Raw genomic sequence first — 14,118 nt, forward strand, 5'->3', positions numbered from 1 at the left:
ATGCGGAATTTTTGGTAACAGAATATAACGCATGTAATGGTAGCTAGCTTTTTAGTAGCAGTTTTATGCTAGAATATAAGCACTTTTTGCCGCAGCGCGGTGTGTTTTAATATTTACAACAACTTCAGATAGGGGTGGGATATGATGATGTTAGGCTCTGCGCTGATATTTGCTATAACGATATTGTGTTTGTTGGCAGGGTTAACCTTTCTGTTTTCAGCATTCTTTGTGCCGGCAACTGTTGGCGCAGAAAAACAATTTGAACAACGTTTAGAATACGGCATGTTTGCTGCGGCAGGCTTAATAGGCTACGCGGTAATGTTGTTTATGGGCTAAGTAGCGTGCATTAAATATAGAAATGGCAGCGTAGGCTGCCATTTCTATCAGTACACTTATACTTCTTCTATTACTATATTGTCTATGATTCGCGTATTACCAAGCCAAGCGGCCGCTAAAACTACTTTTTTCTGCTCTTTGTTGGTGGCTAACGCTAAGTCGCTTTGCGCAGAAATATCGATATAGTCTGGTGTAAAACCGGCATCAATTAACTGCTGCTTCGCTTGCTGTTCTAATTGGCGGTAGTTATGGTTACCGGCTAAAATTTGTGTGCGTAACTGCTTTAGTATTTTAAATAGAGCTGGTGCCTGAGCCCGTTGTTCTGCAGTTAAATACCCGTTACGTGAGCTTAGTGCGAGATCATCTTCGGCACGTTCAGTTTGCACGCCAACGATATCAATCGGCATAGACAAATCTATAACCATCTGACGAATAATGGCGAGTTGCTGATAGTCTTTTAAACCAAAGCAGGCAACATCTGGCTGCACAATATTAAACAACTTACACACAATGGTAGATACACCGCGAAAATGCCCAGCACGGCTGGCGCCACAGTGTAAGTCGCCCAGTATTGGCACTTCAACATAGGTTTGTACATCTAGGCCACGTGGATACATCATTTCGGGCGTGGGTGTAAATACGACGTCGGCGCCATAGTCGCTTAACCCTTGGCAATCGGCTTCTAAGGTACGAGGGTAGCTATGTAAATCTTCGTTTTTACCAAATTGCATTGGGTTAACAAAGATGCTGACTATAACTCTATCAGCTTTAGTTTTCGCAACCTCAACCAAGCGCAAATGTCCTTGATGCAGGTTGCCCATGGTAGGCACAAAAGCAATGGTTTCACCATTTCTACGCCAGATACTAATTTGTGCACGTAGTGCGTCAATCGAGTTAAGTATATTCATCGGCTTTAAAAACTATGTTCGTTACCAGGGAAAGTTTGGTTTTTTACTTCGCTAACGTAAGCACTGATTGCACTTCTTATCTCACCAGTTTGCGCAAGATAGTTCTTAGAAAACTTAGGGATATAGCCGCTGCTGATGCCTAACAAGTCGTGCATAACTAATACTTGGCCGTCGGTGACGTTACCGGCACCAATACCAATAACCGGTATAGTTAATGCGTAGGTAATTTGCTTGGCCAACGCTGTTGGAATGCATTCTAGCACTAGTAGCTGTGCCCCCGCGTCCTGCAAGGCTTTAGCCTGAGCTATCATGGCGGCGGCTGCAGCATCGGTTTTACCTTGTACTTTATAGCCACCAAAAATATTTACTGACTGTGGCGTTAAGCCTAAATGGCCACATACCGGCACACCACGTTCGGTTAGCGCTTTTACCGTAGCTAATAAAAACTCACCACCTTCAAGCTTTACCATGTTGGCACCCGCTTGCATTAGCGGTACTACGCTTTGCATAGTTTGCTCTACCGAGGTGTAGCTCATAAACGGCATATCGGCAATAACAAAGGCGTCGGGAGCACCTGCGCGTACAGCGCGGGTATGGTAGGCAATATCGTTAGTAGTGACGGCTAGGGTGTCATTTTTTCCGTGCAGTACCATGCCTAATGAATCACCTATTAGCAGTGTTTCTACACCTTGTTCGGCAAATAGCTTAGCAAAGCTGGCATCGTAGGCTGTAAGCATGGTGATTTTTTCACCTTGCAGTTTCATTTTTTGTAATACGGCAGTGGTGATTTTAGCCATAATATCTCATCCGACCAATTCGCAGGAGGCGCAAGATCGCACAAAGTGCGATTAGCTGCAACTGCTATCAAGTTTTTGCAGGCCATTACGCGGCAGCTGCCCAAGTATAGACGTTAGCGTTGTGCCATCGGGCAACACCAGCTGCGGTGCAATGTCATGCAGTGGATACAACACAAACTCGCGGCTACGCATACCATAGTGCGGCACAGTTAAACGTGCCGTGTTAATGATGTGGTCGCCATACAGCAAAATATCTAAATCTAGCGTGCGTGGCCCCCAACGCTCGGCTTTACGCTTACGGCCTTGCAGTTGCTCTATTTGTTGCAGTGCATCAAGTAACTGCTCGGCTTCAAGCTTAGTATCTAAAGCGACAACAGCATTAACGTAGTCGGGCTGATCTTGTGGCCCCATAGGTTTAGAGCCATAAAAATCAGACACAGCGATTAGGCTGCAAAGTGGTAAATTACGCAATGCTTCTACCGCTAGTTGCAGTTGCGCTATAGGTTGCTCTAAATTAGCCCCTAAACCAAGATAACAGCGTTGCATGTTTACGACTCTGACGATTTGCGTTTATAGCTGCGTCTGCGGCGTGGACCTTTATCGATGCCTTCTTTACCTAAGTGATTTATTAGCTGTAAGCGGCCTGTTTCGTCAGCAAATTGGAAACGTTCCCACCACAGTGCTAATTCTGGCAAGCCGCTGTCTTGGGCTTCAGCTTTGGCACGCAGCTGTAAAAAGTCATATGCGCCACGAAATTTGGGTTGTTCAAGCAGTTTAAATGCGCGACGGCCAGCCCGTTTTGTTAAACGACTTTGCAATGCCCAGATATCTCGCATCGCCAGTGTAAAGCGTTTCGGAATAGCGATAGTGCGCTGGATATCGTCTAAAACTTCAGTTATAGCAATATTCATGGCATCAATTTCACTTAAACCATCAATAACTAGGGCCTGACTGCGTAGTTCTACTGGATACCATAGTAATGCGGCAAAAATAAACGCCGGTGTAACTGGTTTGTCCGCATCAACGCGTTCATCGGTATTTTGTAGTGCTTTGGTCGCTAATTGAAAAGCTTTACCGGCCGGATCTTGATTGATCAGCTTATCTAGCTGCGGCAGCAGTTGCTTTAATACCTTGGTGTCGCGCATTAGCATAAAGTTATCAAAGGCTTTACCAACTAGCAGTAATTTTACTAGTTCGTCAAATAAACGTGCTGGCGGTATGTTTTTCAGCATTACGGCAAGTTGCGCTATAGGTTCTGCTGTAGCTGGAGCAATTTGCATATTTAATTTAGTGGCAAAGCGAATGGCACGTAAAATACGTACTGGATCTTCACGGTAGCGGGTTTCTGGATCGCCAATCAGCTCAATTTTACGTTCTGCTATAGCCTGCATGCCGTTGGCAAAATCGTATACCGAAAAATCGCTTACTGAGTAATATAAGGCATTAATAGTAAAATCACGCCGTTCGGCATCTTCTTCAATAGTGCCATATACGTTGTCACGTAAAATTTGGCCATGATCGCTTAAACTTGCAGTTTTCTGCTTAGGAGCAACATCAGTTTCATCGTCGGCGCCACTATGGTGACCACGAAAGGTGGCTACTTCAATGATCTCGCGGCCAAAAACCACATGTGCTAAGCGAAAGCGGCGGCCAATCAAACGGCAATTACGAAATACTTGCTTTACTTGCTCTGGGTTGGCACTAGTAACCACATCGAAATCTTTTGGTTTAATACCTAACAGTAGGTCGCGAATACAGCCGCCAACTAAGTAAGCATCAAAACCTGCATCTTTAAGCCGGTAGAGTACTTTAAGCGCATTAGGGCTGATATCTTTGCGTGATATAGCGTGCTGATCACGGGTTATGCGTTGCACCGCTGGCAGTAAGCTGGCAGCAGCAGGGGCACGAGGCGCACGCACCGGAGTTGGTGTGGTATTTTCTCGGCTAATTTCTTGGGCTTTATTAGCCTTGGACTTACCGCTGATGGTTCTGCGGCAAAAATCTAACACTCGCGAAATAATGGTAATTCTCCTGAGCAATACCGTTTTATACGGCATTTTTAAAAACGGGCTAATAATACCGCAGCTAGGCAGAAAAAAGAATTAATCGGCCGACGCTTAACGAAATTCTGTAATATTTATTTCCAATTGTGCTGGGATTTGCTCCAGCCGCCAATTTTTACTCGCCCAGAGTAGCTGTTCTGTCACCGGTGCTAGCTTTAACTCTTTGGGCGGTGTATGCCCTAAGAAGCTTAAAACCTGAGTTAAAACGCTATTTGCCGACCATTGGCTAATTGCCGTGGCGTAGTTTTGCTTGCTGAGTTTAAAGCCTGGCGCTAACACCGCCAGTGGTAGGTGGCCATAGCTGGGTGGCTTTGCTTTTAGTAATTGGCATAACGCTTGTTGACGCGGTGTCATCGGTAATAAGTCCGCACCACGAATAACCTCAGTAATGCCTTGATCAATATCATCAATAACGACCACTAACTGGTATGAAAATAACCCATCGCGACGTTTAACTATGTAGTCTTCGTTGGCAAGTTCGGTACTTATATGCTGCTCGCCAAAAATACGATCAGTAAAATAGGGTTGTACGTTGTTGCTGCACAGACGCCAAGCAAGTTTACCGGAATGTAATTGGCGTGGGGCACAATAATTATTATAAATACCGCCCAGCTCACTTATTTGCTTACGGCTACACTGGCAACCATAAACCAGCTGTTGTTGTTGTAATTGTTGAAAAATATCTTGGTAGCGGTCAAGCCGTTGGCTTTGATAAACCACCGTGCTATCCCAGTTTAGGCCATATTGCTCTAGAGTACGCAGAATATCGCTGTCCATACCAGCAACCATGCGTGGAGTATCAATATCTTCCATGCGCACTAGCCATTGGCCATGCTGGCTTTTCGCCTGCAAGTAACTACCAACTGCAGCAATAAGGGAGCCAAAATGAAGAGGGCCGGAAGGCGAGGGCGCAAACCGGCCTATATAAGTAGGCATAACACCGGGCATCTTAGCCGCCCAGTTGTTTTTCCTTAATTTCAGCTAAGGTTTTGCAATCGATACACATATCGGCAGTAGGGCGAGCCTCTAACCGTTTAATACCAATTTCAATACCGCAGGTGTCACAGAATCCGAAATCATCATCTTCGATTTGCTGTAACGTTTTTTCAATTTTCTTCAGTAGCTTACGCTCACGATCACGGGCGCGCAGTTCCAAGCTAAACTCTTCTTCTTGGGCGGCGCGGTCTACTGGATCCGGAAAGTTAGCCGCTTCGTCAGCCATATGATTTTTGGTACGATCTACTTCTTCGCGTAACTGTTGACGCCAAGCGTCCAGAATACGACGGAAATGTTCCAATTGCTTCGGGTTCATGTACTCTTCCCCGACAGCTTCTTGATAAGGTACTACGCCTGCAAGGGCTAGTAAGCCAAGAGTTTTGTTAGTATTGCCCTCTGGCATAATCATCTCCTGTAAAATGCCAAGCCAACATAATGGCGGCTATGGATAGCAGAATATTGCACGCATCGCAATCTGATTTAAAAGACGCGGCAGTATACAGATAGCCTATAGCAACGTCATCTTTTTTCGAACGGCACGGTATAGCATTGTACTTAACTTGTTGCAACTGCAAAATGACGTGTCGGTGTTTTACCAGCAAAGCCTTGTGATACACTCTAGACCATAAATAAGCGATATTTAGTCAACAAGGACAACTTATGTTAGACGTGGTGCAAATTCAATTACAGTCAACTAATGCGGCAGATAAATGGGGCAAAGCATTAATAACACCCGTAGCCGATGGTTTTCAAATTCATTTTAATCAGCAAGATGCCCTACGCAGTGTGCAAAAAGCGGCCCGCAGCTTAGACAACTTTGGTTTAACACAGGTACAGCTAACGGGTGAGCTTTGGAGCGTCGAGCTTCAGTGGGCGTTTTATCAAGGTTTTTGTTCAGCGAAAAAACAAGCTGGAGTAACGTTTTGTGGTGATGCCGCGACACAAACGCAACTTAAGCATTTAGTGCAGTGTTTTGCTTGGGCGAAAAAAGTTATTAATCAAGCACCAGAAGATTTGTACCCTGAACAGCTTGCAAAAGCCGCGATAGCCTTTATTACTGACGTTGCTGCACCTGGTACAGTGCAAAGCCAAATATTACTGGATGAGCAACTATTAGCATCAGGTTGGCATGGCTTGCATGCGGTTGGCCGCGGTAGTGCACGTAAACCAGCAATGTTGGTGTTAGATTTTAATCCAACAGCTAATGCTAATACGCCAGTGAGTGCAGCTTTAGTGGGCAAGGGAATAACGTTTGATAGCGGCGGTTACTCGATTAAAGCTACCGAAGGTATGTTAACTATGAAATGTGATATGGGTGGTGCTGCAACGGTAACTGCTGCATTAGCACTGGCCATATTGCAGGGCTTAACTAAGCGAGTAAAACTTATTTTATGTTGTGCTGAAAACCTGATTAGCAGCAATGCCTACAAATTAGGTGACATTATTACCTATAAAAACGGCACCACGGTTGAGATTGTTAATACCGATGCTGAAGGTCGTTTAGTGTTAGCCGATGGTTTAATGTGTGCAGCAGAAACTGGGGCGAAATTAATTATTGATGCGGCAACGCTTACCGGCGCAGCAGTAACTGCGGTAGGTGCAGAATATAATGCTTTATTCGCACTAGATAAACCACTGGCGCAAAAAGCGCTAGCGTATGCGCAACAGGTACAAGAACCAACCTGGCCATTACCCTTAGAACTTTGGCATCAGCAGCAGTGCCCATCAGCTTATGCTGATACCGCTAATAGTAGACCGGTAAAAGGCGGTGGTGCCGGCGGTGCCAGTAACGCTGCTGGTTTTTTAAGTCGTTTTGTACCGAACAACGGTGCAGGTTGGCTACATTTTGATTTAGCTGCCGCCTTTAACAACAATAATAGTGGTTATTGGGCCGCTGGCGCTACTGGGCAAGGTATTCGTACCATCAGCGCCACATTATTAGCTGAAGCCTAATTAAATTTGCCGCACCTTAGCAACTAAGGTGCGGCTTACTAACTCTATTTAAGTTGGATTAACCGTTGTTACCTGTTGCTGATGTGCTGCCAGAATTGCTGTTGTTATTGCAGCAACATAATAAAGTTGTATTGTCGGCTCCACCCGGTGCTGGCAAATCGACCTTCCTACCGCTGTATTTATTACAGCATCCAAGTTATGCCAAAAAAACCTTGTTGATGTTAGAACCGCGCCGACTAGCGGCGAAAAATATTGCCGCTTATTTAGCTCAACAGTTAGGGGAAGCTGTTGGCGAAACCGTTGGTTATCAAATTCGCCAAGAACATAAGCATAGTGCTAAAACACGGTTACTTATTGTTACTGAAGGTATATTAACGCGTAAGTTACAGCAAGATCCTGAGCTATCTGACGTTGACCTGCTATTGTTTGACGAATTTCACGAGCGCTCGTTACATGCCGATTTAGCGCTAGCATTGTGCTTAGAGGTGCAACAGCTGCGACCCGAGTTACAGCTGCTTATTATGTCAGCAACATTAGACATGACTCATTTAGGTCAAGCACTACAAGCTCCAACCTTGCAAAGCGAGGGGCGTAGCTATCCGGTCACTATTGATTATGTACTACCCGAACAACAACCTATACCGGCGCAAATTGCGCGTGTGGTGCAGCAAGCTCTGCAGCGGCATTCGGGTAATGTTTTGGTATTTTTACCGGGACAAAGTGAAATTCAGCAGTGCGCGCAGTTATTAGTAAAGCAAGGCTTGCCGGATAATACTCAGCTGCACTTATTACTCGGTAGCTTAACACTAGCACAGCAGCAAGCCGCTATTGCCGCACCACCGGCAGGGCAACGCAAAATAGTATTATCTACTAATTTGGCTGAAACCAGTTTAACCATAGACGGTATTACCGTAGTTATTGATAGTGGACTGTGTCGGCAAAGTCGGTTTAATCCACGCCAGGGTTTAAGCGTGCTAGAAACCGCTGCTATTAGCCAAGCTGCCGCGACACAAAGGGCTGGCCGAGCGGGCCGGTTACTAGCAGGCCATTGTTACCGACTAGATACTGCAGAAAAATGGCAACGTCGGGCGCGGTTTGAAGCACCAGAAATTGATAGTAGCGATCTAACTGCACTGCGTTTAGAGGTGGCAGCTTGGGGCTGTCAGATTAACGATTTACATTGGCTTACACCGCCACCGGTTGCGCATATAGTGGTGGCTGAGCAACTGCTGCAGCAATTAGGTTTTATTGATACCAAAGGCGTTATTACCGCTAAAGGCCGAGCTGCGCACCAACTTGGCACCGAGCCTAGGCTGGCCGCAATGTTATTGCATGCAAAAACGTTAGAGCAGCAAGGCCATGCTGGTGCTATGGCATTAGCTTGTTTGTTAGCGGCATTAATGGAAGATAGCCGCGTATTACAAGATGATATCTACAGCTTGCTGGGTAGAATGAAGCAAACTTTGCCTCAGCAATGGCAACAAGCACAGAGCTTTGCTCGGATCTTAGGTTGTCAGCTTAGTGCGGCAATGCCGACTGAATTAACGCCGATACTTTTATTGCGCGCTGTTCCCGATCGATTAGCCAAACATCGCGGCCAGGGTTATCAGTTATCAAACGGTATTGGTGCAACGTTACAACCGCATCACAGCTTAACCGGGCAAGCTTGGTTAGTGGTTTTATATATACAACAGTTTGGTCGCGAAAATCGTATCTATCATGCGGTGGCTATTACGCCTGAGCAGCTGATGGCAGACTGGCAAGATGAATTATGCTGGCAGACCCAAACCTTTTGGGATGATAAAGTCGGTAGTTTTTATACCGAACAGCAACTTAATTTTGGCCAGTGTCAGCTAGCGGCTAAACCTGCGCTATTACAGTTAAGTGCTGAACAAAAGCAACAGGCGTGGCTAAACTACATTACATCTAAAGGGCTTACTTGCTTAAATTGGAGCGATAGTGCATTGCAACTGCGTAGTCGAGTTTTGCTGTTGCAGCAAAAGCAGCCCAATGTCGGTTGGCCAGATTTTTCTGATAGCACTTTGCTGAGCAGCATAAATAGTTGGTTGGGCGCATATTTAGCTAATATTAGTAAGAGTGCAGCACTGCAGCAACTGCCGGTGTATGAAGCATTAATGCAGTGTTTAAGCTATACGCAGCAGCAACTGTTAAATCAGCTATTACCTACACACTGGCAAGCGCCTACCGGTTCCAATATAAAAATTGATTACTTGCCCGATGCTGGGCCAAGGCTTTCAGTGCGTGTTCAGGAAATGTATGGTCAAATGCAGTCACCGACGTTACTGCAAGGTAGCCAAAATATTACTATCGAGTTGTTATCGCCATCGCGACAGCCATTACAGGTAACACAAAATTTGGCTAGTTTTTGGCAAAACGCTTGGCAAGATGTACGAAAAGAAATGCGCGGGCGTTATCCAAAACACTATTGGCCAGAAAATCCGGCGCAGGCAATGCCAACAACAAAAACAAAAAAGGCGATGCTAAAGTGAGTAAAAGCAACACAACTAACCGAGTAAAGCCAAAAGCTAAATCAACAAAACCTAGACCAAAATTGGTGATTTATATACAGCGCATAGCCATGTTGTTGCTTAAGTTGGCAATATTAGCGCTGTTGGTTATGGTATTTTATCTGGTTTATCTTGATAGCAAAATCAGCAAAAAATTTGCTGGCCAAAAATGGCAAGTGCCGGCACAAATTTATGCCCATAGTATGGAATTAGTACCAGGTAAGTTAATCAGCCAGCAGCAACTTATAGCCCAGTTAGAAAGCCTACAGTATCAGCGCAATGCTGAACTATCTGCGCCCGGACAATATAGCGTATCGCGCAACCATATTACTATTTATCGTCGCCCGTTTACTTACATCGACGGCTACGAAGCCGCACAGTTATTTAGCGTCGAGTTTAATCGCAGTGGCATTAACCGCATCATGCAGCGCCAACAAAAAGAAGGGCTTAATTTTGCTCGGCTTGAACCGCAGTTAATTGAACATTTAGTTGCCGCACAACAAGAAGACCGCGAACTGGTGCGCTTAGAACAGGTACCTGAATTATTCAAAGATACACTGTTGTTAGTCGAAGACCGTGAGTTTTATCACCATCATGGCGTATCTCCGCTGTCAGTACTGCGTGCATTATGGGTAAATATGGTGGCGGGGCGCACGGTACAGGGCGGCTCAACACTTACTCAGCAGTTAGCTAAAAATATGTTTCTTAGTAGTGATCGCACTATTTGGCGTAAAGCTAATGAAGCGCTAATCGCCTTGGTATTAGATTACCGTTTTAACAAAGATCAAATTTTAGAAGCCTACCTAAACGAAGTGTTTGTTGGACAAAACTACGCCAATGCTGTGCATGGTGTTGGCCTTGGTAGCCGGTTTTATTTTGGTAAACCGCTAAGCGAACTGCAACCCGCAGAATATGCCTTACTGATTGGTTTACTAAAAGGCCCGTCTTATTTTGATCCTCGTCGCTCCCCCGAGCGTGCGCAACAGCGCCGAGATTTGGTATTGCGCTTAATGTTTGAACAGCACTTGTTAGACCGACAACAGTACGAACATGCGGTTAAACAAGCGATAACAGTTATATCGCGCAACCAATATCTTAATGTCGGTAATGCAGCGTACATAGATGCGGTTAAAAAGGAATTACGCCAGTTAAGTATTGATGCCAATGATAAAAATCAGGGTATTAAAGTATTTACCTATTTAGACACCCAAGCACAACTTGCTGCTGAACAAGCGACAAAAGCGCAGTTGGCAGGGCTTGATCCTGAACTGCAAGCGGCAGTAATTGTTGCAAATTATCAGCAGGCCGAAATTATTGCTATGGTTGGCAGTAAAGATGCTGTGCAAGGTGGCTTTAATCGAGCTATAGATGCTAAGCGCCAAATAGGTAGCATTATTAAGCCGGTGATCTATTTAGAAGCCTTAGCACAACAAGGGCGTTATTCATTAGCATCGATGCTAGAAGATGTGCCAATAAGGTTGCGCAGCAATGATCAAGATTGGCAGCCACAAAATTTTGATAAGCAACACCGCGGCCCGGTAATGCTAATTGACGCCTTAGCCAACTCGCTAAACGTACCCACAGTGCGTTTAGGATTACAGGTTGGTTTACCGGCAGTAGGTGATGGTTTAAGAAAGTTGGGCTTACGCCGAAAAGTAAAGTTACATCCTGCCGCGCTTCTTGGCGCCATTGAATTAAGCCCACTTGAGGTTACACAACTGTATCAAACCATTGCGAATAATGGCTTGCATCAGCAATTAACCACCATTCAGGCGATAACCGATAGCAGTGGGCATGTATTACATTTACGCGATACCCCGCTAACGCGGCGTTACAAAGAAGAAGAAGTATATTTGTTGCAATATGCATTAAAGCAGGCAGCAAAAACCGGTACCGCAAAAGCATTGCAAGCAGCGTTTCCTGGGCAAATTCTGGCGGGTAAAACGGGGACATCGAGTGATTATCGTGACAGCTGGTTTAGTGGCTTTGATCAAGACACACTGACGACGGTTTGGTTGGGGCGGGATGACAACAAAGCGATAGGGCTTACCGGCTCAACCGGAGCCTTAGGTGTATTTAGCCAGTTTTACCGTCAGCATGGTGTTAATTCGATGCTGCGCGTTATACCTGACAAGATTTCTTTACAGGCATTTTCGTTAAAAACAGGTTATCCGCAAGGATCTAATTGTTTTAACATATTGTTATTACCAGCGATTTCAGTTGAAATGCCAGTAATGTCTAAATGTATCGCAGAATAACATCGGTTATCGGAACTTATGGCAATAAAACCTGAAAGCCCCTTGCAAGTGGGTGAATGGCAGTATTTACCTGAGCAAGACAAACTGGTGCAGTTTGCTAGCGACGGAAAAATAGCTGTTACCGCAGATTTAGATAACCTGTCACAAAAGGTAGCTAACTATTTTATTGTTAATGCGGGAAGGCTCGTTACCAAAGACGAGTTATTACAGGACGTATGGGGTATTCGCGACGTATCGGACGGTCGCGTTACCCGCGTTATCCGGGTATTACGTGTCGCTTTAGGTGATGATACTCGTGAACCTCGTTATATCGAAACCATTCCTAAGCGCGGTTATCGCTTTATTGCGCCGGTGTCTGTAATTCAGAATGCAGTAAATATATATAATGGCGAACCATCAGACGCTGTTACTAGCAGTGACGAACCGCAAAAGTTAAAGCGTTTAGTAATGTATGTCTTAGTACTACTGCTGCTTGTATCAGCACTTTTTTGGTGGCTATGGCCTGCCGATTCAGGTGCAGTAGAGAAAATGGCAACGGATATCCCAATGCTGCGCTACAAACCTGTCACTTCGATGGATGGTTTAGAGTTTTACCATAACGTTTCTGCTGATGAGCGGTATCTTGCTTTTAGCTATGCTAGTCCGGATGCTGAAAGTGTGACTGTGCTGATGTTACAGGATTTACTGGAGTACAAACAAACACGGATTACAGAACCTAGCTACAGCAGTTTTGGTGCGGCATTTAGCCCAGATAACAAACAAATTGCTTATCACAGGATGTATCCGGATGGTGCTTGTGAGATTCGTGTTATTAAACTTAACTTAGAAAAACTAACAGTTGCTAGCGATGATCTTGTTGTAACTTGTGGTGTTAATTCCATTTCGTCTCGTATCTCATGGTCTCCAGATGGTAATTATCTAATTTATCCAACCATGAGTGCACAAAAGCAAATGGTCATTATGCTTAAACCTGTGCATAGCGGGCTTGCTGAACAGCTTACTGTGCCGCCACCAAATAGCTTTGGTGATTATGCTGCGAGATTTTCACGTAATGGTTCCAAGATACTTTTTTTACGTGATGCAGCTGGAGCGGCTCAGTTATGGATATTAAACTTATCGAGCCGAGAAACAAAAATGCTGACTAACATCACTGATACTATGCCGGGAAATGCTGATTGGGATCTTACTAATAATGCTATTATTTATCCTTCAGGGCCCACGACACTCAGCAAGGTAGATGTTAATAGCGGTGAAGTTAAAGTTATCGCTTACACTGATTCTTCAGCTTCGGAAATTCAAATTGCCAAAAGTGGTAGGGTTTATGCCAGTGTTGGCAATTTTTCGCATATCAATATTACTAAAACACCCAATATGTTGCATAATTCTAAAGTGTCTACACAGACCGTATTTAGCTCTAACCGAAACGAAAGTTTGGTTGAAGTAAGCCCAATAGCGGGTGATCCTATTGCTGTGGTCTCTAGACGCTCGGGTTTGCCACAAGTTTGGTTATTTTACCCCGACGGTAGTCAAAAACAAATTACGTTTTTTAACACTAGAGAGCGCTTTAGAAGCTTAGTATTTTCACCAGATGGTAAAACTTTAGCAGCGCAGGTAAATAACGAAGTATGGTTATTGTCAGCCACTCAGTCACCAAGAAAAGTTGCTACCGGCGGCGATAATTTAATTTCCTCACCAGTATGGAGTAGCGATGGAAGTGCCATCTATTATGCAGAATCAAAAAATGCTCGTTGGAATATTATTCGTTTAATTATCTCTGGCGAAGAGGAAACAGCGAGCATATTTGCTGAAAACCGAGAGCTATATATTGAAAGTTATGATGGCAAATACAGTATATGGCGTGATGCAATTAGCAAAAAGTTTTACGTGCGATGGCATAGCAATAACAAAGTAGAAGAATTGCCGATTCAGCTGCCAGAAAATCAACTTTGGCTGAAGTTTCAGTTGAAAAGTAAAGGTGTGTACTTTACCTATTTACTGAATGATATTAACTATCAGCTGCAATATTATGATTTCACCACCCGCGAACTATCCATTGCTTTAGAATCAAATTTATACCACAGCCGCTTCAGCTTATCGCCTGATGAGGAGTCGGTGTATATACTACAATCGGTTCGCGGTGACTTTGATATTGCTCAAATTGATTTGCCCTAAGTGTTTTATAACCACTTTATAATAATTTCGTAGAGATTAAATAAGATTAAAATACTAGCTTGGTCACGATGCATATATAAATACTTCGACGTTATCAACATTTTACT

The 14,118-nt window shown here is 44.4% G+C and carries 11 protein-coding genes; 5 read left to right on the forward strand and 6 right to left on the reverse strand.

What is annotated here, in order from left to right:
* Window positions 1–141: 141 nt before the first annotated feature.
* A complete protein-coding gene (locus E0Z06_RS03665) occupies window positions 142–336 on the forward strand; it encodes a hypothetical protein (RefSeq protein WP_132581990.1) in 195 nt (64 codons plus the stop codon).
* Window positions 337–392: 56 nt separating this feature from the next.
* Here E0Z06_RS03665 and panC read toward each other — a convergent pair whose 3' ends face one another.
* From panC to dksA, 6 genes are read right to left on the reverse strand one after another with little or no spacing between them, the layout of a single operon-like run.
* The gene (gene panC / locus E0Z06_RS03670) at window positions 393–1,244 is read right to left on the reverse strand and encodes a pantoate--beta-alanine ligase (RefSeq protein WP_132581992.1); all 852 of its coding nucleotides are present in this window, start codon (window positions 1,242–1,244) and stop codon (window positions 393–395) included.
* Window positions 1,245–1,249: 5 nt separating this feature from the next.
* Window positions 1,250–2,041, reverse strand: a complete 792-nt coding sequence (gene panB, locus E0Z06_RS03675; protein ID WP_132581994.1) for a 3-methyl-2-oxobutanoate hydroxymethyltransferase — start codon at window positions 2,039–2,041, stop codon at window positions 1,250–1,252.
* Window positions 2,042–2,092: 51 nt separating this feature from the next.
* Window positions 2,093–2,587 (reverse strand): 2-amino-4-hydroxy-6-hydroxymethyldihydropteridine diphosphokinase, encoded by a 495-nt coding sequence (folK, locus tag E0Z06_RS03680; RefSeq protein ID WP_132581996.1) that lies wholly within the window; start codon window positions 2,585–2,587, stop codon window positions 2,093–2,095.
* A gap of 2 nt (window positions 2,588–2,589) precedes the next feature.
* On the reverse strand, window positions 2,590–4,098 hold the full coding sequence (gene pcnB, locus E0Z06_RS03685; RefSeq protein ID WP_132581998.1) for a polynucleotide adenylyltransferase PcnB: 1,509 nt from the start codon (window positions 4,096–4,098) through the stop codon (window positions 2,590–2,592).
* A gap of 60 nt (window positions 4,099–4,158) precedes the next feature.
* Complete coding sequence (gluQRS, locus tag E0Z06_RS03690; RefSeq protein ID WP_243695552.1) at window positions 4,159–5,040, reverse strand: tRNA glutamyl-Q(34) synthetase GluQRS; 882 nt, start codon at window positions 5,038–5,040, stop codon at window positions 4,159–4,161.
* A 13-nt stretch (window positions 5,041–5,053) separates the two neighbouring features.
* Complete coding sequence (gene dksA, locus E0Z06_RS03695) at window positions 5,054–5,503, reverse strand: RNA polymerase-binding protein DksA (protein WP_132582002.1); 450 nt, start codon at window positions 5,501–5,503, stop codon at window positions 5,054–5,056.
* 257 nt (window positions 5,504–5,760) lie between these two features.
* Here dksA and pepB point away from each other — a divergent pair, with 257 nt between their 5' ends.
* The 4 genes from pepB to E0Z06_RS03715 all read left to right on the forward strand — a co-directional run bounded on the left by pepB (window position 5,761) and on the right by E0Z06_RS03715 (window position 14,011).
* On the forward strand, window positions 5,761–7,053 hold the full coding sequence (pepB, locus tag E0Z06_RS03700; RefSeq protein ID WP_132582004.1) for an aminopeptidase PepB: 1,293 nt from the start codon (window positions 5,761–5,763) through the stop codon (window positions 7,051–7,053).
* 65 nt (window positions 7,054–7,118) lie between these two features.
* Window positions 7,119–9,563 carry an ATP-dependent helicase HrpB gene (gene hrpB, locus E0Z06_RS03705; RefSeq protein ID WP_132582006.1) on the forward strand — a complete coding sequence of 815 codons (2,445 nt, stop codon included), beginning with the start codon at window positions 7,119–7,121 and terminating at the stop codon, window positions 9,561–9,563.
* Window positions 9,560–11,839, forward strand: coding sequence for a penicillin-binding protein 1B (gene mrcB / locus E0Z06_RS03710; RefSeq protein ID WP_243695553.1), 2,280 nt, complete (start codon window positions 9,560–9,562; stop codon window positions 11,837–11,839). The genes hrpB and mrcB overlap by 4 nt, the downstream gene beginning before the upstream one ends.
* Before the next feature lie 18 nt (window positions 11,840–11,857).
* On the forward strand, window positions 11,858–14,011 hold the full coding sequence (locus E0Z06_RS03715; RefSeq protein WP_132582008.1) for a winged helix-turn-helix domain-containing protein: 2,154 nt from the start codon (window positions 11,858–11,860) through the stop codon (window positions 14,009–14,011).
* Window positions 14,012–14,118 lie beyond the last annotated feature (107 nt).

This window comes from Rheinheimera sp. D18, from assembly GCF_004345025.1.
In the GTDB taxonomy this organism is placed as follows: domain Bacteria; phylum Pseudomonadota; class Gammaproteobacteria; order Enterobacterales; family Alteromonadaceae; genus Alishewanella; species Alishewanella metallidurans.

What these genes read in the sequence shown, in the direction of transcription:
- pepB (WP_132582004.1), top strand. Translation starts at nt 5,761, where the DNA reads ATGTTAGACGTGGTGCAAATTCAATTACAGTCAACTAATGCGGCAGAT.
- gluQRS (WP_243695552.1), bottom strand. Translation starts at nt 5,040, where the DNA reads ATGCCTACTTATATAGGCCGGTTTGCGCCCTCGCCTTCCGGCCCTCTT.
- dksA (WP_132582002.1), bottom strand. Translation starts at nt 5,503, where the DNA reads ATGCCAGAGGGCAATACTAACAAAACTCTTGGCTTACTAGCCCTTGCA.
- pcnB (WP_132581998.1), bottom strand. Translation starts at nt 4,098, where the DNA reads ATGCCGTATAAAACGGTATTGCTCAGGAGAATTACCATTATTTCGCGA.
- panC (WP_132581992.1), bottom strand. Translation starts at nt 1,244, where the DNA reads ATGAATATACTTAACTCGATTGACGCACTACGTGCACAAATTAGTATC.
- E0Z06_RS03665 (WP_132581990.1), top strand. Translation starts at nt 142, where the DNA reads ATGATGATGTTAGGCTCTGCGCTGATATTTGCTATAACGATATTGTGT.
- panB (WP_132581994.1), bottom strand. Translation starts at nt 2,041, where the DNA reads ATGGCTAAAATCACCACTGCCGTATTACAAAAAATGAAACTGCAAGGT.
- E0Z06_RS03715 (WP_132582008.1), top strand. Translation starts at nt 11,858, where the DNA reads ATGGCAATAAAACCTGAAAGCCCCTTGCAAGTGGGTGAATGGCAGTAT.
- folK (WP_132581996.1), bottom strand. Translation starts at nt 2,587, where the DNA reads ATGCAACGCTGTTATCTTGGTTTAGGGGCTAATTTAGAGCAACCTATA.